The following is a 21,743-nucleotide window of genomic DNA, read 5'->3' on the forward strand; positions in this document are numbered from 1 at the left end:
TAAGGGGACTCGAACCCCTGACCCCCACGCAGCGGTTGATGCTAGAGCTAAGATCGAGTAGCCATCGACTATGACCAGGCGTTTTCCAATCGCCCATGTTTTGTGTGACCTGCCGAGGGCACCAGAACTTCTCAGTCAGGCATTGCCGAGTAGGTCACCACGAGTGGGGCGTGATCGGAGAGCCGCTCTGCGGGTGACGGCTCCTTGTCGACGACGACAGACGTGGCGAGGCGGGCGAGTCCGGGTGTCGCGAGTTGGTGGTCCACTCGCCAACCCACATCTTTGGCGAACGATTGCCCCGCCCAGCTCCACCAGGTCAGTGGACCTGGGCGATCGCCGTGTACCTGTCGCACCACGTCGACTAGCCGGCGCGTGCCGAGAATCGAACTGAACCACTCGCGGTCGGCAGGCAGGAATCCGTCCATCGTGCGGGCGGCACGCCAGTTGGTCACATCGTGGCAGGTGTGGGCGATGTTCAGATCCCCGGTGAGGACGAACTCGCGTCCCGCGCTCAGCGCCGCGAGCCGGTTCCGGTGCACTTCGCGGGCGAACGCCGCGAGGAACCGCTGCTTCCGTTCGTACTTGACCCCACCGTCGGGCTGTTCGCGCATCGATCCCGGGCGCTGCAGATGCGAGGGCAGACCACCCTTGGGGAGATACAGACAGGCCACCGTCACCGGCCGGTCGGCCAGATCCACCTCGATATAGCGTCCCTGCACGGCGAACTCACCGAGTCCGCGGGCCCTGGGCGGGTGGGTCACCCAGGTCCGCACAGCAGCGGCGGGAACCCTCGTCAGTACTGCCACGCCGTTACGACCGGCCACGGAACCCACATCCACCGCCGCCGAATAGCCCGGGAAAGGGCCAACATCGGCTGCGGGACAACGCAACTCCTGCAACGCGACCACATCCGCCGACCTGGCCCGCAACCACTGATCGAATCCACGACGACGTGACGCGCGGATTCCGTTGACATTGAAAGTGGCGACAGCGAAAGTGTCAGCGACCGACGAACCCATGGCAACACTGTGCCGGAGCCCCCTACCCCGCAGCCGGGCAGCTCCGGTACGCGACCTCGGTGGGACCGGGCAGGTCGACGAACTGGCGCTCTACCGGAGTCCGGGGCGACCGGGTCGAGCATCGTCACAGACTCGCAGATAGGTATCAACGATAGGGCGCGCACGCGAAGTCCCCAGCGCCGATCGATCGAACTGTCAAGACATCCGGTCTCACCAATCTCAATGAGTTTGCGGCGGAGCGTACTTCGGCAGACTGGGCCTCATGACAACCGACTACCTCGTCTGTGCCTCGCAGCGCAGTGGTAGCACCCTGCTCGTGGAATCGCTCGCCGCCACCGGCGTCGCGGGCCGCCCGCAGGAGTTCTTCCAGTACTTTCCGTCCTCGTCGCAGGCTCCGCAGCCCCGCGAATGGTTCGCCGGAGTCACCGACCCGGAACTGCTCGCGCTGCTCGACCCCCTCGATCCCGGCACGGTCGATTCGCGCGATGCCGAGCAGTGGCTGGCCGACCTGCGCGGCGGTGGTCGTACCGCGAACGGCGTGTGGGGCGGCAAGCTGATGTGGAATCAGACCTCGCTGCTGATCACCCGCACCCGCACCGCCTCCGGTTCGCTGCGCACCGCGATCCGTTCGCTGTTCGACGGCGCCGATCCGGTGTACGTGCACGTGCACCGGCCCGATGTGGTGTCGCAGGCGGTGTCGATGTGGCGCGCGGTGCAGACCCGCGTGTGGCGCGACGATCCCGACGTCGCCGAGGGCACCGACGACGGCGCGGTGTACCGGGCCGAGGGCATCGCGCACCTGGCCGCCGTGCTGCTCGAGCAGCAGCGCTCGTGGCGGCAGTGGTTCACCAGCGAGGGCATCGAACCGCTCGAGATCGATTTCCCCACCCTGGTGGCCGATCCCGCCAAGGCCACCGCTCGGGTGCTCGAGGCGATCGGGCAGGACCCCACACTGGCCCCGGCTCCCCCACTCAAACCCCAGTCCAACGCCCGCTCCGCGGAGTGGGTGGCGCGCTACCGCGCCGACGCCGCGCAGAACGGATACCCGGTATGACCGTCACCGACCTCGCCGTCCCCGCCCCCGAACGCCTCGATCACGTCGACGAGTTGCGCGCGCTCGAGGCCGAAGCCGTCCACATCATCCGGGAGGTGGCCGCCGAACTCGAACGGCCGGTCCTGCTGTTCTCCGGCGGCAAGGACTCCATCGTGCTGTTGCGGCTCGCGGAGAAGGCGTTCCGGCCCGCGCCGCTGCCGTTTCCGATCCTGCACGTCGACACCGGCCACAACTTCGAGGAGGTCATCGCCTTCCGTGACCGCCGGGTGCGGCCCGACGACCGCAATCCCGACGGGATCACCCTGATCGTGGCCTCCGTGCAGGACTCGATCGACACCGGCAAGGTCGCCGAGTCGACCGAACCGTCCGGCTCGCGCAACCGCCTGCAGACCCGCACCCTGCTCGACGCCCTGGAGGCCGGCGGGTTCGACGCCGCGTTCGGCGGCGCCCGCCGCGACGAGGAACGAGCCCGCGCCAAGGAACGGGTGTTCAGTTTCCGGGACGAGTTCGGTCAGTGGGATCCCCGGGCGCAGCGTCCCGAACCGTGGTCGATCTACAACGGCCGCATCCGTCGGGGCGAATCGGTGCGGGTCTTCCCGCTCTCGAACTGGACCGAACTCGACATCTGGCGCTATATCCGGCTCGAGCGCCTGGAACTGCCCTCGATCTACTTCGCCGCCGAGCGCGAGGTCTTCGAACGCGACGGCATCCTGCTCGCCGTCTCGCCCTTCACCCAGCCGCGACCGGGCGAGCAGGTCCGCACCGAGTCGGTGCGCTACCGCACCGTCGGCGATCTGACCATCACCGGCGCGGTCCGCTCGACCGCCACCGACATCGATTCCGTCATCGCGGAAGTGTCCGCCGCGACCGTCAGCGAGCGCGGGGAGACCCGCGCCGACGATCGCACCTCGGCCGCCGCCATGGAAGACCGTAAACGCGAGGGATACTTCTGATGACCGCCACCGTTCCCACCGTCGACACCCACCGTCAGCTGCTGCGTCTGGCCACCGCGGGCAGCGTGGACGACGGCAAGTCCACCCTCATCGGTCGCCTGCTGCACGACACCGGCAGCCTGCCCACCGATCACCTCGCCGGGGTCACCTCCGACGCCGGCGTCATCGACCTGGCCGCGCTCTCCGACGGCCTGCGCGCCGAACGCGAGCAGGGCATCACCATCGATGTGGCCTACCGGTTCTTCTCCACCGAGTCCCGCAGCTACATCCTCGCCGACACCCCCGGCCACGAGCGCTACACCCGCAACATGTTCACCGGGGCGTCCACCGCCCATGTCACGGTGCTGCTCGTCGACGCCCGCAGTGGCGTGCTGCGCCAGACCCGCAGACACGCGCGGATCGCCGGACTGCTCGGTGTGCCGCATGTGATCGCCGCGGTGAACAAGATCGACCTGGTCGACTACTCCGCCGAGCGTTTCGCGCAGGTGCAGGCCGAACTCGACGAGCTGGCCACCCAGCTCGGCTCCGGCCCGATCGCCGCCATCCCGGTCGCGGCGGCCCACGGCGACAACGTCGTGCACCGCTCGGCGAACACCCCCTGGTACACCGGACCGACGCTGCTCGAATACCTCGAGGACATCGAACTGCACGCACCCTCGCCCACCCCGGGCGAGCTGCGGTTGCCGGTGCAGTGGGTGGCGCGGCCCTCGGGCGCGCACCGTCGCCGCTATCTGGGCAGGCTCGCGGCGGGCACGCTCGCCGTGGGCGACGAGGTGGTCGTGCTGCCCTCGGGGGCCCGCAGCACGGTCACCACGCTCGACACGCTCGACGACACCCGCTCGGTCGCGGTGGCGCCGCTGTCGGTGTCGGTGGAATTGGCCGACGACATCGACGTGGGTCGTGGCGATGTGTTGGTCAGCGCTGCGAGCGAGGCCGCGACGCCGGTGGCCGCCCGCGAGATCGAGGCGACGCTGTGCTGGCTCGGGCAGCATCCGCTGCGTGCCGGGGATCGGGTGGCGCTCAAGCACGCCACCTCCACCGTGCGGGCGACGGTGCAGTCGCTGGAACGCCGCCTCGACCCCGAGTCGCTCATCGACCAAGTCGGCCCGAGCGAGCTGGTGCTCAACGACATCGGCACCCTGACGCTGCGCACCGCCTCGGTGGTGATCGCCGACCGGTACGCCGACAATCGCGATACCGGCGCGTTCATCCTCATCGACGAGGCGTCCAACGACACCGTCGGGGCGGGCACCATCACCCTGGCCAGGGAAGTGGTGCCCGGCAAGGCCACCCGCAACGACATCAAATGGCACCCGTCGTCGCTGAGCCGCGCCGAGCGCGCGCAACGGACCGGTCATCGGGGCGCGACGGTCTGGTTGACGGGTCTGCCCGCCTCGGGCAAATCCACCGTCGCGGTCGCGCTGGAGCGGGCGCTGGTGACCAGGCAGCGGGTGGCCTATCTGCTCGACGGCGACAACATCCGCCACGGCATTTCCGACGATCTCGGCTTCTCCCCCGGCGACCGGGCCGAGAACATCCGCCGGGTCGGTCACCTCACCCGGCTCTTCGCCGACGCGGGCGTCATCGCCATCGCCTCGATGGTCTCGCCGCTGCACTCCGATCGACAGATCGCCCGCGAGCTCAACGAAGCCGCCGAGCTGCCGTTCATCGAGGTGCACGTCAGCACGCCGCGCGTCGAATGCGAACGCCGCGATCCCAAGGGCCTCTACGCGCGCGCCCGGCGCGGCGAGCTCAAGGGGCTCACCGGGATCGACGCGCCGTACGAGAAGCCGCTGAGTCCCGACCTGCGGTTCGATACCACCGATGCCGACGTGGAGGAGCTGGCGCAGCGCATCGTCGCCCTGCTCGTCGAGCGTGGGATCCTGGACGAGTGAACTGCTGTACTCCGCGCGGTGGTGGTGCGCCCGCCGGGTTCACCGCCGATCTCGCCGTCGCCGGTGGGCCCCGTCCGGGTGCCCACCGGGTAGCACAGGCCGCCATCCCGGCGGCGACGTTCGCGATGGGCGACGCGCACGGCGACGGGTACCGCGCGGACGGTGAGTCGCCGGTTCATCCGGTGACGCTGCGGGCCTTCACGATCGATGTGACCACGGTGACGGTCGCCGATTTCGCTCGTTTCGTCGACGCGACCGGCTATCGGACCGAGGCCGAACACTTCGGCGCCTCGGCGGTGTTCCATCTCAGCGCCGCCGACCCCGCCACGGGCACCCCCGTGCCCGGCACGCCGTGGTGGCTCACCGTCCCCGACGCCAGCTGGCGCGCGCCCGGCGGCCCCGGTTCGACCGCGATCGAGGATCACCCGGTCGTGCACGTCTCCCATCACGACGCCCTGGCCTACTGCGCCTGGAGCGCTCGCGCCCTCCCGACCGAGGCGCAGTGGGAACACGCCGCGCGCGGCGGCCTGACCGGCGCCCGCTACCCGTGGGGCGACGCCCACCCCACCGAGGACGAGGTCGCCATCTTTCCCGGCGACTTCCCCGACGCACCCACCGGACCCGTGGGCACCGTCGCGGCGAAGTCCTTCGCCCCCAACGGCTTCGGCCTCTATCAAACGGTCGGCAACGTCTGGGAATGGTGCGCCGACCGCTTCTCGGCCCGCTACTACCGCACCGCGCCCGGCCATGACCCGCTCGGCCCCGACCGGGGCAACACGCGGGTGCTGCGCGGCGGCAGCCACCTGTGCCACGACTCCTATTGCTATCGCTACCGGGTGGCGGCGCGCTCGAAGAACACGCCGGACTCGACGGCGGGCAACATCGGCTTCCGCACGGTCGCCCGCGCCGTCGAGGACTGAACTCCGGCGAGCGCGCTCAGCCGGCCGCCTCGGCGGCCGAGGACGTACCACCCGGCGGGACGAGTTCGCGACGGTCACCACGTGGGCGTCGAGAAGGCAGGTCCTCTTCGTCGCGGCTCGCGGCCTGTTTGGCGAAGTAGGCGGCCATGAACCGCTGGGCGATGGCGGTTCCGGCGCGGTCGTCGGGGACGATGTCGCGGGTCTCGGCGCGCCAGTCGGCGAGCAGACCGGACAGGCGCCGCGCGACCCACTGGTAGGCGGGTTCCTCGGCGACGTTGTGGCGTTCGTACGGGTCGACGGCCAGATCGTAGAGCTCGCGCCGGGGTCGCGGCGCGGCGACGGCGCCGGGATCGAGGGCGCGACCCGAGAGGCTGTCGGCGATGTCGAGCGGCAGGAGCAGGGCGGGGCGGTCCGCCAGGTTCTCGATGTAGCTGAATTCCTTGGTGCGCACGGCGCGGATGGGGTCGAAGGCGTCGTGGTAGGTCTTCTGGGTGAACAGCTCGCTGCGGACCGGTTCGCCCTGGGGTTCGAGGAGTTCGGGGGCGTGGGATTCGCCGTCGACGCTGTACGGGACCGGCACCGACAGCAGGTCGAGCACGGTCGGGGTGAGATCCACCCCGGAGAACAGGTCCTCGTACACACGCGGAGCCAGGGCGCGCCGCCGGGGCGGGCGCACGATCAGCGCCACCCCGGTGCCCTCGGCGTAGAGGGTCGACTTGGCGCGCGGGAAGGCCAGCCCGTGGTCGGTGACGAAGACGATCCAGGTGTTCTCGTCGAGTCCGAGTTCGGCGACGGTGTCGAGCAGCCGCCCGACGGCGGCGTCGGCCTGGGCGATGCTGCCGTGCAGACCGGCAAGATCGGCGCGGACCCGTGGATCGTCGGGCAGGAAGCCGGGCACGCCGATCGTGTCGGGGTCGGCGTGCTCGTACTGGTCCACCGGATAGGGGCGATGGGTCTCGAAGAATCCGGCCGTGAGGAAGAACGGGCGGCTCTGATCGGCGTTGTCGCGCAACCACTCCTGCGAGCGCGCCACCACGTGGTCGCACAGCGAGTCCGAGACGTCGACGGTGTCGAAGCCCAGCCGGGTGGGGTCGGCGCTCTCGTGCTGCATGCCGAACAGCGCCGTCCGGTATCCGGCCTCGCCCAGCAGCGAGGGCAGCGTGCGGACGTGGTCGTGGTATTCGAAGCCGTGATGCGCCAGACCGACGAGGCCGTTGCGGTGCGGGTGCAGGCCGGTGAACAGGGATCCGCGCGCCGGCGAGCACAGCGGCGCGGTGGCGTGCGCGTCGGTGAAGCGGATGCCGTCGGCGGCGAGCCGGTCGAGTGTGGGGCTGTGCACGCCCTCGGCGCCGTAGCAGGTCAGATGCCGACCGAGGTCGTGCCAGTGCACCAGAATGACGTTCTCACCGTTGAGGCCCATCTTCCGATGGTGCCAGGGTGACCGGTCGCGGTGGTCGATTGGAATCAGACTGAATTCAACAGGGTCGGCTTTCGCGATCCAGTCCGGTGTATCCGCCGCCCCTACGCCGAGTCGAACTGCCATCGGGCAGTGATCGTCGTCAGTTCGAGGATCTCGCGACGATCCGCGCGGACGAGGAAGCCGTCATCGATCGCCCGGTCCAGCGCGGTGGTGAACTCGGTGAGGAATTCGCTGAGGCCACCGGGATACCGGCGGGACAGGTGGGCGGTATCGAACAGTTCGCCGGACCCGAACAATGTCGCCATGCGGTCGGTCTCGGTGTTCAGGCCCGACGTGACGGCGAGAGGGGTGTCGACCCACGGGGTGCGGACACCGCCTCGCGCGATCCCGTCGCTGTCGGCGACGATCACCGGGAACTCACCCCCGGTCGAGTCGATGCGCGCCGCCGAGGGCGCGGGTTTGCCGCCGCGCACCCACTCGTCGAGTCGTGCGATCGCGGCGTGCAGTACGTAGTGATGCTGGGGGGCGAAGTTCAGGAAACGCTCGAGACGGCGACCCAGCAGCGTCTGGGTCGGCCGGAACGCCTGGGCGAGGTCCTCGATCGGCGCGAGTCCGCTGTCGAGGAAAGCGCCCTGGATGGTGTAGTTGTCCGCGTGGGCGGCCCCGGGAATCTCCCAGACGCGCAGGAACTCCCGCTCGGGCTGTCGGGCCGAGAAGTAGCCGGGGAGTACCCCGCCGACCAGGTCGGTCTCGGTGATGACCGCCAGCACCGGGGTTCGCCGGTCGTCGCGGAACGTCGGACGGGGCAGGCAAGCGACAGTGTCGGGGTCCAGAACCGAACGCCCGTCCAGCGGTGCGGCGGGGCCGAACCGTGAGTGCACCAGATACCCGTCGAAGATCTCGGCGACGGGCGCGACGGCGTTGATATAGGTGGTCAGGAACATGGCCGACTGGGACTCCCCGACCGCCAGGATCCGTTCAGGGCGCAGATCGCCGAGCAATTCCGCGCTGCGGTCCCGCAGTGCCACTCCGACTTGGCTGAACAGATCGTAGGCGAACGCGTCGCCGGGATGGTGCAGGGGCGCGTAGCGTTGGGGGTCGAGTGTCTTGAGCGACATATCGCCGACCAGGGCGAGGCCGCCCTCGATACCGACCTGCTGAGCCGATACCCCGACGTAGGCGTAGCCGGCTCGCAGCAATTCGCGATGGGCCATCAGCCAGACCGCGGGAGCGTCGAGACCGCCGCTGACATTGAGCCACTCGACGACGACCGTACCGTTGAACCGCGCGCTGTCGGCCGGTACGACGGTAACCACCCGGGTGCGATAGTCGGCCTGCTCGAGCGGGACGACTTCCCAGCGCCCGTCGGCGGTGAGTTCGCCGACCGGCTCATAGGACCGCGCCGTTCCCTCGACGAAGTATTCGTCGACCCTGTATCCGAGCGCGGTCAGGTCGTAGCTGCCGAGCAGCAGATTCGGTGTTCCCCGAACATGTTCGAGTACAGGATCTTTCACGGCTGATACCTCACATCGTAGTGATTCGGTCGGCCGGTGCCACGGCGGCCTACTACAAGGTACCTCCGACGACCTTGCGCTGAATACCTGTCCGCAGTACTGTCCATACAGCTGTCCATATTGCGTCGTACCGGCCCGATTCACCGGCGAGCCGGGAGCTACGCACAACCGGCCGCACACCGACGTGTCGCCGAAGGGGTTCTGCCACATGCACATCACCGCTGCCGTCGCCCGGGGCGCCGATGCGCCCTTCTCGATCGAAAATCTGAGACTGACCGGTCCGGGCAAGGGCGAAGTGCTGGTTCGGATCATCGCGTCGGGCATCTGTCACACAGACCTGACCGCGAAACAGAATTTTCCACCCGAGCTGCCGGTCGTTCTCGGACACGAGGGAGCAGGCATCGTCGAGGAAGTCGGACCAGGCGTCAGCGGTGTGCACGTCAACGATCACGTCCTGATCACCTTCTCCAGCTGCGGCAGTTGCGCACTGTGCGAAACAGGCCTACCCGGGTACTGCGAGCAGTGGGTAACACTGAACGGGGGCAGGTTCGGTGAACACTCGCCGCTTGCACGGGATGGGCAGCCCATAGTCGGAGGCTTCTTCGGACAATCCAGCTTCGCCTCGCATATCGTCACCGGGGTTCGCAACCTGGTAGTCGTCGACCGCGACCTCGACCTCGCCATGACCGCCGCGTTCGGCTGCGGCATCCAGACCGGAGCGGGAACGATCACCAGTGTGCTTCGGCCTGAACCGGATTCGTCTGTCGTGATCTTCGGAGTCGGCGGAGTCGGCATGGCAGCGCTGATGACTGCTCGCGCCCTGGGCGTAGGCCAACTGATCGCGGTCGACCTGTCCGAAGCCCGACTCGAGCTCGCCCTCCAACTCGGCGCCGACGTAGTCATCGATGGCACCGCCGACGACGTGGTGGCCATGATCAAAGCTGCTACCGGGTCCGGCGCAACGCACGCGCTGGACACGACGGGAAGTGCTGCGGTCGTCGCGACAGCCATCGATGCGCTTGCCGCGCGAGGGGTTCTCGCACTCGTCGCCTTGGGCGAACCGACAATGCCTATCGAAGTAGCCAAACTGATCGGGCAAGGAAAGTCCCTCCGCGGTTCGATAATAGGCGATGTAGACCCCCAGAGCTTCATCCCTCAACTGGTGGACTGGTATCGCCAAGGAAAGTTTCCGATGGAGAAGCTCGTCCGAACCTATCCGGTGGAATCGATCAATGAGGCGGTTGCCGCCGCGCACAGCGGCTCGGTCATCAAGCCAGTAATCACGTTCTCCTGAGGAGCTACTGCAGGATCGGGTGACAGTCACCTACCCCTGCAGCAGTCCCCTTCCGGGTTCGGGTGCAGAGTCTTTCACCAACCATAGGGCTTGCCCGAGAACCCGTGTGTGCGCATATCGTGCGCGTCGCGCAGATACGGATTCGTCGCGGGGTCGAGCCCGGCCAGATAGGCATCAACGAGTTCCTGCGCCGCTTCACGCGTCGTATGGGTGAAGGTCGGCCAGAAGAACTCCGGCGGCACCGGCTTCCAAATCAGCTGGGAGTCTTCATCATCCGGGTCGTCATCTCCGAGGGAATACGGCGCCTCGGCCTTTTCGATGGCCTGGCTCAGCCAGGTCGAGAACCCCGTGTGCGACCCCATCACCTGGCGGGCCAGCAGTATCAGCGACATGCATTCGCCCTGTAGATCCTCACCGAGGACGGCCGCACCGTAGATCCAGAAGAGCAGAGTTCGGCAGACCCACAGTGGCTCCTCCGCCTTCGGTGGCGCCTGCCCGCCGAACTCCGGCGGATCGGTGAGGCGTGCATAGTGCAAGTCCGCGCACAACGCCCACATAGCCTCGATGCGCTGCAGGGCGTCTCGCACATCCGCCGCCGGCGCCACGCCATCCACGCGCGCCACAACCCACTGCGCCGCAGCTACCGCGATGCCGAAAATAGCCTCATCCCTCAGCAGGCCGAGCTGCTCGGCCAACTCCAGATCGCGTTCGTCATCGTCGTCGAGCAGCGTATTCCGAATCGGCTCATCCCATTCGAAATCGAAAGGCAGGCTCGACAGCGACATCTGCCCCCAATAGCCCTCAGCTGACGAACTATGGACGGGCATCGCACCGGGCAGACAGACGAACGAAGGGTGCTCAGACATCAACGGTTCCCTGTCACTTGCGTTATGGCACAGAGGCAATCGCCGAGCACGCACAATCCACGACGAACTCCGGGATCCTACATGCCTCCTCAGACGCAACCACAGCATCCGGACGTCGCCGGTGGCCCTGCTAGCAGAACACACGGGCGCGAGATCGGGTGCGAGAGTTCTACTCCAGGAGCGGTTCGTGGTGGGCGCGGCCGAGGCTCGGCTGACCGAGAAGGACCGTCGCCGGGTGGATCTTCTCCGCGCGCACGGAAGCCCGGGTACGGCTCGACTGCCGTGGCGGCTGCCCTGGCAGGGTACGTGGTGACTGCGGTCGAGGTCAGCGACCGCGCGGACTTCACCGCCGGACTGACTCAGGACTTGGCGGCCGGCTGCCTGACCGTTCACAAGGCCGACTTCTACCAAGTCCATCTCGATGAACAATTCGATGCTGTGTTACTGGAACGGATTCGGGGTCGGCTCCGATGCGGATCAGTGCCTGTTTCGGCGCACTCCGGCATGAGAAGCCTGTTGCGAGAACAGTATGAGTACCTCGCGGTCGTCGCCGCGGTAAGCTGACAGATTGGTTACCCGCGAGCATGCCTCACGTCGGAACCGGTTGTGGGGCAGCATGTTCGATCGTGGCGAACTAGGGTGTCGGTCTTCCGATCGCCAGCGGTGACATTTCGACGATCGCGCCCCGGCAGCTGCGTCGCCCGCCCGGATCGGGGTATTCCACGGAGTGAAGGGCGGTGACGCCGGGTCGCTGTGCACCGTGGCATCACGATCGTCGGTCCGCTCATCGGCTCGACTCGCACGCAGCCCGCGGGCGGGCGGCACCACACGTATACCGGTGTAACCGGATTCGGAGACTGTCATGATTGTTTTCCTCGGCCTGGTCCTGCTCATCGCCGCGGTGGTGATCGGCACGGCGGGCGTGCTGAGCAACAACGGACCCGCCCACACGCTCAGTGACGACTTCAGCCTGCTCGGCTACCACATCACCGCGACGTCGGGCGCGTTGTTCCTGTCGGCAATCGTGCTCGGAGCCCTCGGCATGCTCGGCCTGGTCCTGCTCACCGCCGGCGCCCACCGTTCGTCGCAGCGCCTGCGTCAGACCAAGGCCGATCTTCGGCTCGCCCGTCGCACCGGCACGAGCGAGCGGACCATCCGTCCTTCGGCCGAACCGAAGGAGAAGAAGACCGTGCTCGCGAAGACGCCGCGTAGTGCGAGCGCACGCCGCACCTGGCGACATCCCTTCGGTGACCGCACCGCCGACGCCGTGACGCACTGACCCGACCGCGCGGAATCGTCATCGACACCACCTGCGCAGCGGCCGGCAACCACTGATCACTCTCGGCGCCTACGTGCTGTACAACCTCGAGTAGCACAGCACGTAGGCGGCCGAATTGAGTTGGTGCTCTAGCGATTCCATACTCGAGAACCAACATGGCTCGAAACCAGATCCTTCGGTTTCCGGTAGGCATAGGCCACCGCTTGACCAGCGGTATCGGACACCCCCGCCACTGCGCCTTCCGCGACCGCCGAAGCCACGACTCCAGACACCGATCCCCGAACTCGCCACACCCATGACCGGCGCGGCTCTGACATTCTGACCCCGAATGAGGCTGCTAGCGTTGACCATTCGGGGGGATGAAGGCCACCGTCACTACACTCGGCAGGACACGCATACAAAAGGTGGGAGGGGCTCGGACGATTTCGTCCGAGCCCCTCCCACCTTCGTCAGCCCAAATCAGCGGTCGCGCTGATGCGCTGCCTGGCGCGCCTCATCGATGTCGGCTTCAGCGCGTGCTTTCTCCGCGGCGGCTTCCTTGCGGGCAGCCTCGCGCTGGGACTCGGCTTTGTCCTGCTGGGCGCGACCCTCTTCTTTGAGGTTGTCGTCGCCGGTCAGCGCACCGGCGGCTTCTTTGGCCTTGCCTTTGACGTCTTCGACGACGCCTTCGACGCCTTCGCGAACTCCGTTGCCGTGCTCGGGCATAGTTTGACCTCTCGTCGCAAGGATGAACTGTCGTTTCCGGCCTACCCCGGCTCCTGCGAACCAATCAGGGTCGAATTCGGCCGCACGCTTCGCGTGATGGCGCCGTCGGTCGTCACGGTCGCGCCTTTCTCGATGTCCGGTCATGCGCGCGGGCGGTCACCGCGTATCCGAGGAGCGCTGACACGAGCCGCGCACTACCTCAGCACGGCCGCTGAGCTCGGCCTCGACCTGGACGGCCTCGACCTCCAAGGAAACTGGTGTAGGCGTGGACGGGCACGAGCACGACGTCGCAGAGGTCGAGGGGCGTGGACCTATCTACCGCCGCTGCCAAGTAGAGCTTCTCGACCACCCGCGTAGATGAAGCTGCGGGCGAATCGGCTCAGCACTACCATTTGTTGACGTGCAGTACCGTGTCGAGCGGGGCGCGTTTGGCGAGCTTGAAGTCGGTGCCCTTCGTGTAGGCAACGGGCAAGAGCACACCCTGCCGAACACTCGGGGGGACTCCCAGCGCCTCGGCGACCTCTCGTTCGTACTCCAGATGCAGTGAGGTCCACGCAGACCCGAGGCCGCGCTCACGCAGTGCGAGCGCGAAGCTCCAGGCGGCGGGGAGCAGCGAACCCCACAGACCGGCCTGGTTGCCCTCCGGCAGCTGCCCACCCGGAACGTGGATCGCACCGATCACCAGCACTGGTACCTGCTCCATCACCTCCGCCAGATAGGTCGCACTCGAAGCCACCTTCTCCGCGGTATCGGCGTCCTTCGGCGGCTTCGCCTGCCGCACGGCCGCACCCGCCGCAGCGTAGGCGGTGTAGGACTTGCGGTAGTACTCCGCCACGATCTTCTTGGGCTCGGGATCGGTCAGCACGATCCAATGCCAGCCTTGCAGGTTACTGCCCGACGGCGCCTGGAGCGCCACCTCCAATGCGTCGGTGACCACCTCCAGCGGTACCGGCCGATCCAGGTCGAGACGTTTGCGCACCGACCGGGTCGTGGTCAGTACCTCGTCAGCGGACAGGTCGAGATGCGGGAACTCGACAGTCATACGTTCTCCCATCGTGCGCTCGGTATCAGGATCGCCCCGTCATGTAGTCGACGGTGCGCATATCAAAGTATGCGAAGTCCCCTCCCGGGCATCGCCCTTGCCCAGCACACCACGAATACGACTGCCCGTCCGGTCGCGGGCTCGGCGATCCGGCTGCTATCAGAAATGCGGCCCGAGGGGCAGAGAATGAGCGTGCCCCGCTATCCCCGCTCCCACCCTGCCAACACTGGCACGAAGAAATAGCTGTTCACCGATGCGATCAGCTCTGCAGGCCAGATCTTGCCCACGACCGCGGCGCGCGCGGGGATCGCGCTCATGATTTCTCGATTGATTGCGACCGCCTGTAACGGGAAACCGTGAACAACAACGATATCCGGCAACCGGAGTTCACTGGTGGCCTGTCGCGGTTCTCGCTGGTCGGCGATGCCGCACAAACGAAGGAGGTGTTGCATTGACTGTTGATCAACGCGACCGGGATGCCGCGACAGGCGCTGACAGCTCCGTCGTCGCGCATCACAGCGAGGCCGAGGCCGCCGAACGATTCGCTGTCCGCAGTGCCGCGGCGTTACTCGGCGCTATGGGCATCGGAATCGGGTTCGGGGTGCTCACCGCTCTGGTCCGGACGCGGTGGGAACCGATGCAGACCGCAGATCAAACGGTCACCAACCACCTGGTCGCCGCGGTGGCGGATAACAAGGCCCTGCACAGCACAGTCACCGGCATCACCGAACTCGGAGCGACCAGCACGCTGGTTGTGGTACTGGCCGTCGCCACCATCTGGCTACTGCTGCGTCGTCTCCCCCGACTTGCCGTCTACGTGGTACTCACCGCTGCGGGCGGCCTGATCCTCAACCCGGTCGTCAAAGAGCTTGTCGCACGGTTACGTCCGGTGGTGGACGAGCCCGTCTACACCACGGACGGTTGGAGCTTTCCCAGCGGACACGCGATGAGTTCACTGGTGTGTTACGGCGTTGTGCTGCTGGTCTTCACGCCCACCTGGCAGGCGGGCGCACGCCGCGCGGCGACCGTGTTCGCAGTGGGGATCGTGATCGCCATCGGGGTGAGCCGGATAGCGCTCGGCGTGCACTACCTCACCGATGTCCTCGGCGGCTGGTTGCTCGGCACATTGTGGCTCGTACTGGCAACTGTCGCCTTTCACCGATGGCGGCGCGACGCCAGAATCGACAGCACCGGCCCCCTACCCGGCGACGTCGCCCCGGCCGAGGAAGACGACGTGCGACCGGTCCCGGTTCAGCATCCGCCCACGCTGCCGCACCCATGGCAAGGGATCGGCGAGCTCGCGGTCGCGTGGGTGCTGCTCGTCGGTGGGCTGGTGGGAATCGGCATACTGGTGCGCACCCTCGACACCGACACCGCTGCCCTGGAGTGGGATCACCGCGTCGTGGCGATGCTCGCCGAGCACCGTAATTCCACCCTCACGTCGATCCTCGATGTGTTCGGCGAGATCGGAAATACCACCGCGATCATCACGGTCGCTCTGATCGTCGCAACACTCGCGGTAGGCATCGCGCGCAGCTGGCGACCGGTGCTGTTCCTCGGCACGGCACTGCTGGGCGAGATCACGCTATTCCTCACCACCGCTGCGATCGTCGACCGGGACCGGCCCCGGGTCGCACACCTCAATCCCGACCTTCCCCCCACAGCCAGTTTCCCTTCCGGGCATGTCGCCGCCGCACTGACGCTCTACGCCGGCACCGCCGCGCTGGTGTGGGCCACCACACGCCGATGGCAGTACCGGGTCTTCGCCGCCGCGGCACTGCTGATTCCGGCGCTGGTAGCGGCGCAGCGACTCTATGCCGGAGCCCACCACCCCACCGACATCATCGGCTCGATCCTGCTGTCCTCGATATGGACCGCGATCGTCTGGTGGGTGGTGCGACCCGTCTCGACCGGCGATAGGTCGGCACTCCCCCAGGCTCGACCTGCCCGGCGCAGTTCATCCGCGAGCTGATCGTCGGTCGAATCGACCAGGGCCAGCGCACGGTGACGCTGACGATGTTCTCGCGCCTGTACGACCTGCCGGGCTTGTGCGGAGTGTTGTGTCGTAGGCGGTACCGAGCAAAGGGATATCCCCGTAAGCCGTTGAGCTGCAACAGCTATCGTGCCGCCGGTGGCCATCTCGGCATCTGACCCGGTGATGGCGGGGCTGTGACCCTGTGACCGGACGCGCGCGCCTCGCGATGTAGCACCATGCGTCTTCGGGCTGTCGGCTCAGACAGTGGGCGGCTACGGCACCCCGATCGAGTTCGCACAGCCGGCGTCGCTAGAACCCTCGCCAGTTGTTCGGTTGGCTGGCCCTGCGGTTTCCACCGGCACCATCACCAGGTCAAAGGGGGTTTTCACTGTCGGGCTGACAGGATTTGAAGCTGCGACCCCTGGCGCGCGTTCCCGTTGTCCAGAACCTACCCATCAGCACCCAACAGTGCTCAGCAACGGGCTTTTTCGCGAAACGACACTTCTCGACGATTCGCATGAATTCGCATCGATTCCGGTCGAAACTGTGGGGTTTCCGTGGGGCGCTTTCGATCTCGCTTCGCAGGATGCCTGCGCGGTCCCGTGGCGGGCCCACACGCACGATCGCGGCTATTTACTGTCCGGCGCCGGCCGAACTGGTGCGTCGTCGAGCTCGGGTGGCCTGCCATCGTATGCGGTGATCGACGGGATCAGATAGGTGTTGGCGAATATCCGGATCGCGTCGACGGTGTCGAGGTCGATGCTGGTATGTGGGGTGAGTGCGAACGACAGCGTGAGGCGGGTGTGCAGTTCGGCAACGGTGCGAAGGTGACGTTGCTGGGCCGGGGTCGGAGTCTGTTCGCCGTGCAGTAGCTCGACCAATTGCGCGGCGCCCCGATAGGTGGCGAGGTCGAGGAGGGCGGCAGCGCCGACGGTCAATCCCGGCAGCAAGGTTTCCGGTTCCGTACGCAGTAGTTTCTGTAGCAGCGTGTGCTCGCGCAGGAATCCGACGTTGAACACCGTGCCGTTGACGATCTTCTCGGCGACGGTCCGGCCGGACTCGTGGGCGCGGGTGCTGCCGTCGAAATAGCGCCGCACTTCTGCGAGCACTACCGCGTCTACGAGCTGCGACTTGGCCGGAAACCGGCGATACAGGCTTGCCCGGGCGATACCGCAATGCCGCGCAACGTCTTCCATGGTGGTGCGCCGAATGCCGACCAGCTCGAACTGTTCTCTGGCTCCGCGCAGCACGCGGGTCGCGATCTCGTCGGGCTCGAGGACCTGCGCGAGCACCGCGGGGTCGGGCTCGACCATGCGCCGCAGAAACTCCTCGGTTGCCGTCACCTCGGAAATCCTCCCTTGCCTACTGCTGATACTCGACGTATCGTACTGCACAGACGTAAGAGACATATTCAGTCTGTTTGTATCACAGAGCTGGGGGCACGCAGTGACCGGACGTATCTGGATTCGATGGGCGGCCATGCACGCGATACCGGGGGCCTTCCTCGCGGTACAGGCACGCCGTGGCGATCCCCTGGCACGGTTTCTCCTGCACGGGGCCGCCGGCGCCGAGCGTTACCAGGTGATCGAGGCGATCCGGCAGCAAGGCCGACTGGTCCGTACTCCGTTCTTGTGGGTCAGTGCTGACCATGAATTGTGTCGGGAAGTCCTGCGTGACAACCGATTCGGTGCCGTCGACACCACGACGTCCGGGTTGCCGAAACCTCTGACGGCGCTGATCGCCCGCGCCGACCCCGGGCTGCCCAATCCCGTGGAACCGCCGTCCATGTTGATGGTCGATCCGCCCGAACATACCCGCTACCGGCGACTGGTCGCCCACAGCTTCACTCCCCGAGCCATCGACCGACTCGGTGACCGTGTCACCGAATTGACCACCCGACTACTCGACACCTTCGACAGCGATCAACAGGTCGACCTGCTGCCGGCCTTCGCTGAACAACTACCGGTCGCAGTGATCGCCGAAATCCTCGGACTACCCACCGATGCCCGGCCGAGCTTGCTCGACTGTGGACACCGAGCAGCTCCGCTACTGGACGTGGGCATCTCGTGGACCACCTATCGCAGAGCAATCGAGGGCCTACGTAACCTGGATGATTACCTGCGCGACCATTTCGACCAGGTCCGCCACGGTGAGTCCACCGATACCCCGTTCAGCCGATTGGCCCTCGACGGCACCCTGACCCACAGAGAACTGGCCGCCAACGCGGCCCTGCTGATCGGGGCAGGTTTCGAGACCACGGTCAATCTCATCGGCAACGGGATCGTGACACTACTCGACCACCCGGAACAACTGGCCCGCCTCCACGACGATCCTGGCTTGTGGCCCAACGCGATCGAGGAAATCCTCCGGTACGACCCGCCGGTGCAACGAATGGTTCGCATAGCCCGCCACGACATCGAGATCGCCGGACATCAGATCGCCGCCAATGACACGGTCATGCTTCTCCCCGCCGGCGCGAATCGGGATCCGCGCGTCTTCACCGACCCTGATCGCTTCGACATCACCCGTCCCAACGCCGCCGATCACCTCGCCTTCGGAAGCGGCGTCCACGCCTGCATCGGTGCCGCACTCGCCCGCGTCGAAGGGGTTACTGCACTGCGCGCCCTCTTCAGCACATTCCCTGCCCTGCACCTCGCCATCCCGCCCGAAAAGCGCGAACTGGTCACCCTCAACGGCTATCGGCGACTACAGGCCAACCTCGGCGCCAAGGAAAAAGCAGGCGCGAGAAAGTGAGTGGCTCTACCTGACCGAAAACCACTGGTGCGTAGATCGGCCGCCGCGGTGGCACTCACCTCGCGCCGTGCCTGTTGGCCATAGGCCTCTCGGCGCCGCAACCGGGACGGCGCGGAAATCACGATTGTGCGCTCCGAGATGGACAGTCGATGCGACCCGATTTTCGGGCGCCGGGTGGCCTCTTCCTGGAATGCGTTCGACCGACTCTCCAAGCTTGCATCGTTTTCGAATCATTTTCTGATCGGAGGCTACTCATCGACTACGCGCCAGCCGACCGACCTCGGCGACCGCCTCTTCGAGCGAGCCGAGGCGCTGCATGCCGGGCGCCTCGGGCCAGCCAGGTCCTGCCAGCAGCAGCCGGGCCGGTTCACCGACTCCCGCCTGGACCGGCACCACTGCCGCAGTGCGCGCTGTTTGGGACCACAGCACCACCACCGGATCGCCTGCTTTCGCCACCGCGTCGGCGAGTGCGCCGGCGGGGACGGCGGCGCCGAGCAGCACTGCCGGTACGCCGACCTCCGCCAGCGCCGCGCGCAGAACTTCCAGCGGCAGTACGTGTTCCTCACCCGGAGCACAAGCCAGCAGCACCGGAGCGAACCCGGACACTGCGCGCACCGCGGGCACGGCGCGGTGCAACCCCGTGGTGATCGCCCCGGACACCACATGCTCCACGTCGACCAAGCCGATGCCCCCATCCTGCCTACTCACGATGTCCGCGAAGACAGGTCGACACAATTCGCGCCACGTCGCCACCACACCGAAGTGGGTCAGATGGGCGGTGATCAGGCCCAACAGTTCAGCGACTCGGAGCTGTTCGGCAGCGCGCAACACCGGCGCCACATCACCGGGCGCCGGTACAGAATCCGCCGCGATTCGGGCAGCCTGCGCCGCCTTGGCCGGGCTCGCTCCGGCACTGACCAGATCGGCCATCCGACTCAGCATCGCCACGTCGCCGGCCGTGTAGTACCGGTGGCTGCCCGGACGCCGGTGCGCCGGGCCGAGGCCGTATCGCTGGTTCCAGCTGCGCAGTGTCGCTACGGGAATGCCCAGCATCGCGGCCACGGTTCCCACGGTGTAGCTGGATGCCGACTCACCCCTCCCACCACCATCTTCCAAGCTCCGCACGCCTTTCCACGAATCGCACGAGATCCACGGCTGCCGAGCCGCCGTGTTCCGGGGCGCTGCACCGACGTCGATCGGCACCCTTCGGCCTGCATGCAGGGCGGCGCACGGCCGGTGTCAGCGCAGCGACACGCAACCCTGCAGGGTCTGGAAGTCACCGGCGAAAGCAGGACCACCGGTGCAGGTGGGAGTGGTGACGCCGTTGACGGTGACCTCCGCTCCCGGTCCGGCGATGCCGATGGAGAGCCCGGGCCGCACCCCGGTTGTCGTCACCTGCGCACCCGGTCCCACGGCGATCGCGGCAGGCCCCGACAGGAACGTCGAGTTCGAGGTCGCGGTGCCGCCGTTCTGTGCGATGGCCAGCGACAAGCTCGTCGGCGCCGCTTCGGCGGACGCGGCGCCGTCGAATCCGTAGGCCGCTGCCGCGCCGCCCATCGCGCTCGTCGCGGAGCACGACCCGTCGGCCGCGCCGGCCTGCACCGACGCCGCACCAGGCGCCGGACACATGGCAGCCGGCGCGGCATTCGCCGTCGGTGCGGCCGCCAAGGCGAACAGTGACGCCGTTCCCGCACTCACGAGAAACCCGAGCGCGCGCCCAGCAGTGAAATGAACCATGACAATCTCCTCGCTTCCGATGTTGTCCGTGGCCGCTCCACGCCCGCGGCGCCGGCGGCCGGTGAAAATATCTGTCTACGAGATGCCTGTGACACTACACGCCAAATGATGCATAATCGACGCATCAGGAACATTTACTGCGTGGTCCACAACGCACAGCGGGAACCTGGGCTCCGACCCCACTCCGCAGCAAGCCATCATGCGCCGTCGGCTGCGGCCGAGAACCGCAGCAGTGAGGTGGTCAGCAAGCGGTTGTTCGCGGTGGCTGTCGCTACGGGCTCGGTCGGCGACGACCATGACGGTGTGTACCCGGCCCCCGATGTCGAGGAATCAGGGCCGGCTCGAGAACGGTTCACGCTCGGCGAGGGTGCGCTAGATCAGCTCGGCCATGCTGAGAGCGCCGCGAGGGAAGGCACTCCTGCGCATGGTGGTCGCCGTCAGCCACGAGTTCGGCGGTCGGGCAATACCTCCCGCGCGATGCGTTCGAACTCGTCGAGTTGTGAACGGACCGGCCAGTCCAGGACGAAATCTGTCATCCCTACCGCACCGAAACGGTCGAAGATCTCCTCGTAAGTGTGTCGACCCCAGCGCGGATCCCACGGCCCGAAAACCGTGTATGACCGGCGGATCATCGCCGGATCGCGGTCGGCTGCTTCGGCGAGGTGGTCGATTCTGTGGGTCTGCTCCGCTGTAGCCTGCAGGGTCTGGGTATCGGAGGCGCCGGGCGGACCATGGGTGTTCCACACGTCCGCGGTCGCTGCTGCCACCCGGAGCACCGTGGGTGACTGACCTCCCACGATGAGCGGCAACCGGGGTGACTGCCACGAACCAGGAGCCGTGGGGACCTCTTTTACCCAGAGCTCGTCTCCGGTGTAGCTGAACGTCTCCTCGCGCGCGTACAGCAGGCCGTCGACGATCGCCACATAGTCGGTGAACCGGCGCATCCGCTGCCTGGGCGGCCAAGGATGTTCGCCCACGCTGTGGTGGTCCCACGCGAACAGCCCAGCGCCGACCCCTAGTTCGAAGCGACCGTGGGAGGCATGGTCGATCGTGATGGCTTGTTGGGCCAGTTGTGCCGGTGGGCGCAGGATCTGGTTCGCGACAAGCATCCCGAGGCGGATTCGCCGGGTGCTCACCGCTGCGGCGGCCAGCACCGCCCAGCTGTCGAACCACCGCCCCCGCCGATCCCGTAGATCGCCGCTGTGGTCGGGCAGGAAGACCTGATCGAATCCCAACTCTTCGAGCCAGCGGATCCGTTCGAGCAGAACGGGAAAAGTCTCGTCCGGATACAGCATTACTCCGAACCGGGACTCGTG

Annotated in this window: 20 protein-coding genes; 9 read left to right on the forward strand and 11 right to left on the reverse strand. The window is 67.0% G+C overall.

The annotated features are described in order from the left end of the window. Positions 1–131: 131 nt before the first annotated feature. Positions 132–1,019, reverse strand: a complete 888-nt coding sequence (locus NA12_RS19065; RefSeq protein ID WP_067452807.1) for an exodeoxyribonuclease III — start codon at positions 1,017–1,019, stop codon at positions 132–134. Between the two features lie 262 nt (positions 1,020–1,281). Between NA12_RS19065 and stf0 the strand changes: the two genes are divergently transcribed. The 4 genes from stf0 to NA12_RS19085 are packed head-to-tail and all read left to right on the forward strand — an operon-like array spanning position 1,282 to position 5,841. After that, positions 1,282–2,073: a trehalose 2-sulfotransferase gene (stf0, locus tag NA12_RS19070; protein WP_067452810.1), complete on the forward strand. Its 792-nt coding sequence runs from the start codon at positions 1,282–1,284 to the stop codon at positions 2,071–2,073. Further along, the gene (cysD, locus tag NA12_RS19075; RefSeq protein ID WP_067452813.1) at positions 2,070–3,026 is read left to right on the forward strand and encodes a sulfate adenylyltransferase subunit CysD; all 957 of its coding nucleotides are present in this window, start codon (positions 2,070–2,072) and stop codon (positions 3,024–3,026) included. Before stf0 ends, cysD begins: the two co-directional genes overlap by 4 nt. Further along, the gene (gene cysC / locus NA12_RS19080) at positions 3,026–4,921 is read left to right on the forward strand and encodes an adenylyl-sulfate kinase (RefSeq protein WP_067452816.1); all 1,896 of its coding nucleotides are present in this window, start codon (positions 3,026–3,028) and stop codon (positions 4,919–4,921) included. The genes cysD and cysC overlap by 1 nt, the downstream gene beginning before the upstream one ends. Continuing rightward, positions 4,918–5,841, forward strand: coding sequence for a formylglycine-generating enzyme family protein (locus NA12_RS19085; protein ID WP_084472909.1), 924 nt, complete (start codon positions 4,918–4,920; stop codon positions 5,839–5,841). The genes cysC and NA12_RS19085 overlap by 4 nt, the downstream gene beginning before the upstream one ends. A gap of 16 nt (positions 5,842–5,857) precedes the next feature. On the opposite strand, the gene NA12_RS19090 is transcribed toward NA12_RS19085, so the two are convergent. Both NA12_RS19090 and NA12_RS19095 read right to left on the reverse strand, forming a co-directional pair. Further along, positions 5,858–7,261 carry a sulfatase family protein gene (locus NA12_RS19090; protein ID WP_067452819.1) on the reverse strand — a complete coding sequence of 468 codons (1,404 nt, stop codon included), beginning with the start codon at positions 7,259–7,261 and terminating at the stop codon, positions 5,858–5,860. Between the two features lie 101 nt (positions 7,262–7,362). Next, positions 7,363–8,775 carry an alpha/beta hydrolase domain-containing protein gene (locus NA12_RS19095; protein WP_067452822.1) on the reverse strand — a complete coding sequence of 471 codons (1,413 nt, stop codon included), beginning with the start codon at positions 8,773–8,775 and terminating at the stop codon, positions 7,363–7,365. 208 nt (positions 8,776–8,983) lie between these two features. Here NA12_RS19095 and NA12_RS19100 point away from each other — a divergent pair, with 208 nt between their 5' ends. Next, a complete protein-coding gene (locus NA12_RS19100; RefSeq protein ID WP_067452825.1) occupies positions 8,984–10,069 on the forward strand; it encodes an NAD(P)-dependent alcohol dehydrogenase in 1,086 nt (361 codons plus the stop codon). Positions 10,070–10,143: 74 nt separating this feature from the next. Here NA12_RS19100 and NA12_RS19105 read toward each other — a convergent pair whose 3' ends face one another. Further along, positions 10,144–10,935, reverse strand: coding sequence for a hypothetical protein (locus NA12_RS19105; protein WP_132370079.1), 792 nt, complete (start codon positions 10,933–10,935; stop codon positions 10,144–10,146). Positions 10,936–11,244: 309 nt separating this feature from the next. On the opposite strand from NA12_RS19105, the gene NA12_RS19110 reads away from it, so the two are divergent. Both NA12_RS19110 and NA12_RS19115 read left to right on the forward strand, forming a co-directional pair. Continuing rightward, a complete protein-coding gene (locus tag NA12_RS19110; RefSeq protein ID WP_132370077.1) occupies positions 11,245–11,499 on the forward strand; it encodes a hypothetical protein in 255 nt (84 codons plus the stop codon). A gap of 298 nt (positions 11,500–11,797) precedes the next feature. After that, on the forward strand, positions 11,798–12,214 hold the full coding sequence (locus NA12_RS19115) for a hypothetical protein (RefSeq protein ID WP_067452834.1): 417 nt from the start codon (positions 11,798–11,800) through the stop codon (positions 12,212–12,214). A gap of 459 nt (positions 12,215–12,673) precedes the next feature. Here NA12_RS19115 and mbp1 read toward each other — a convergent pair whose 3' ends face one another. From mbp1 to NA12_RS33705, 3 genes are all read right to left on the reverse strand, one after another. Continuing rightward, entirely contained in the window at positions 12,674–12,919 is a 246-nt protein-coding gene (gene mbp1 / locus NA12_RS19120) for a microaggregate-binding protein 1 (RefSeq protein WP_067452837.1), read from the reverse strand. A 385-nt stretch (positions 12,920–13,304) separates the two neighbouring features. Then, on the reverse strand, positions 13,305–13,961 hold the full coding sequence (locus NA12_RS19125) for a nitroreductase family protein (protein WP_067453708.1): 657 nt from the start codon (positions 13,959–13,961) through the stop codon (positions 13,305–13,307). A gap of 200 nt (positions 13,962–14,161) precedes the next feature. Beyond that, positions 14,162–14,413, reverse strand: coding sequence for a hypothetical protein (locus NA12_RS33705; RefSeq protein ID WP_132370075.1), 252 nt, complete (start codon positions 14,411–14,413; stop codon positions 14,162–14,164). Here NA12_RS33705 and NA12_RS19130 point away from each other — a divergent pair. Beyond that, positions 14,413–15,933 carry a phosphatase PAP2 family protein gene (locus NA12_RS19130; RefSeq protein ID WP_084472910.1) on the forward strand — a complete coding sequence of 507 codons (1,521 nt, stop codon included), beginning with the start codon at positions 14,413–14,415 and terminating at the stop codon, positions 15,931–15,933. The two genes, NA12_RS33705 and NA12_RS19130, sit on opposite strands and share 1 nt — an antisense overlap. 632 nt (positions 15,934–16,565) lie before the next feature. Here NA12_RS19130 and NA12_RS19135 read toward each other — a convergent pair. Continuing rightward, positions 16,566–17,249 carry a TetR/AcrR family transcriptional regulator gene (locus NA12_RS19135; protein WP_307188357.1) on the reverse strand — a complete coding sequence of 228 codons (684 nt, stop codon included), beginning with the start codon at positions 17,247–17,249 and terminating at the stop codon, positions 16,566–16,568. Between the two features lie 133 nt (positions 17,250–17,382). Here NA12_RS19135 and NA12_RS19140 point away from each other — a divergent pair, with 133 nt between their 5' ends. Next, the gene (locus tag NA12_RS19140) at positions 17,383–18,690 is read left to right on the forward strand and encodes a cytochrome P450 (protein WP_207905639.1); all 1,308 of its coding nucleotides are present in this window, start codon (positions 17,383–17,385) and stop codon (positions 18,688–18,690) included. 252 nt (positions 18,691–18,942) lie between these two features. Here NA12_RS19140 and NA12_RS19145 read toward each other — a convergent pair whose 3' ends face one another. The 3 genes from NA12_RS19145 to NA12_RS19155 form a co-directional block, all read right to left on the reverse strand. Next, positions 18,943–19,815: a MerR family transcriptional regulator gene (locus NA12_RS19145; protein WP_255284091.1), complete on the reverse strand. Its 873-nt coding sequence runs from the start codon at positions 19,813–19,815 to the stop codon at positions 18,943–18,945. 114 nt (positions 19,816–19,929) lie between these two features. Then, positions 19,930–20,427, reverse strand: coding sequence for a DUF6764 family protein (locus NA12_RS19150; protein WP_067452847.1), 498 nt, complete (start codon positions 20,425–20,427; stop codon positions 19,930–19,932). Between the two features lie 437 nt (positions 20,428–20,864). Next, positions 20,865–21,722, reverse strand: a complete 858-nt coding sequence (locus NA12_RS19155; protein WP_067452850.1) for an LLM class flavin-dependent oxidoreductase — start codon at positions 21,720–21,722, stop codon at positions 20,865–20,867. Positions 21,723–21,743: the final 21 nt, after the last annotated feature.

It is taken from the genome of Nocardia alba NBRC 108234 (assembly GCF_001612665.1).
Taxonomy (GTDB): domain Bacteria; phylum Actinomycetota; class Actinomycetes; order Mycobacteriales; family Mycobacteriaceae; genus Nocardia; species Nocardia alba.

Bases quoted from the DNA above. Each gene is read 5' to 3' on its own strand.
- NA12_RS19125 (WP_067453708.1), bottom strand. From the start codon at position 13,961: ATGACTGTCGAGTTCCCGCATCTCGACCTGTCCGCTGACGAGGTACTG.
- NA12_RS19115 (WP_067452834.1), top strand. From the start codon at position 11,798: ATGATTGTTTTCCTCGGCCTGGTCCTGCTCATCGCCGCGGTGGTGATC.
- cysC (WP_067452816.1), top strand. From the start codon at position 3,026: ATGACCGCCACCGTTCCCACCGTCGACACCCACCGTCAGCTGCTGCGT.
- mbp1 (WP_067452837.1), bottom strand. From the start codon at position 12,919: ATGCCCGAGCACGGCAACGGAGTTCGCGAAGGCGTCGAAGGCGTCGTC.
- NA12_RS19135 (WP_307188357.1), bottom strand. From the start codon at position 17,249: ATGGTCGAGCCCGACCCCGCGGTGCTCGCGCAGGTCCTCGAGCCCGAC.
- NA12_RS19105 (WP_132370079.1), bottom strand. From the start codon at position 10,935: ATGTCTGAGCACCCTTCGTTCGTCTGTCTGCCCGGTGCGATGCCCGTC.
- NA12_RS19100 (WP_067452825.1), top strand. From the start codon at position 8,984: ATGCACATCACCGCTGCCGTCGCCCGGGGCGCCGATGCGCCCTTCTCG.
- NA12_RS19150 (WP_067452847.1), bottom strand. From the start codon at position 20,427: ATGGTTCATTTCACTGCTGGGCGCGCGCTCGGGTTTCTCGTGAGTGCG.
- NA12_RS33705 (WP_132370075.1), bottom strand. From the start codon at position 14,413: ATGCAACACCTCCTTCGTTTGTGCGGCATCGCCGACCAGCGAGAACCG.
- cysD (WP_067452813.1), top strand. From the start codon at position 2,070: ATGACCGTCACCGACCTCGCCGTCCCCGCCCCCGAACGCCTCGATCAC.
- NA12_RS19065 (WP_067452807.1), bottom strand. From the start codon at position 1,019: ATGGGTTCGTCGGTCGCTGACACTTTCGCTGTCGCCACTTTCAATGTC.
- stf0 (WP_067452810.1), top strand. From the start codon at position 1,282: ATGACAACCGACTACCTCGTCTGTGCCTCGCAGCGCAGTGGTAGCACC.
- NA12_RS19155 (WP_067452850.1), bottom strand. From the start codon at position 21,722: ATGCTGTATCCGGACGAGACTTTTCCCGTTCTGCTCGAACGGATCCGC.
- NA12_RS19090 (WP_067452819.1), bottom strand. From the start codon at position 7,261: ATGGGCCTCAACGGTGAGAACGTCATTCTGGTGCACTGGCACGACCTC.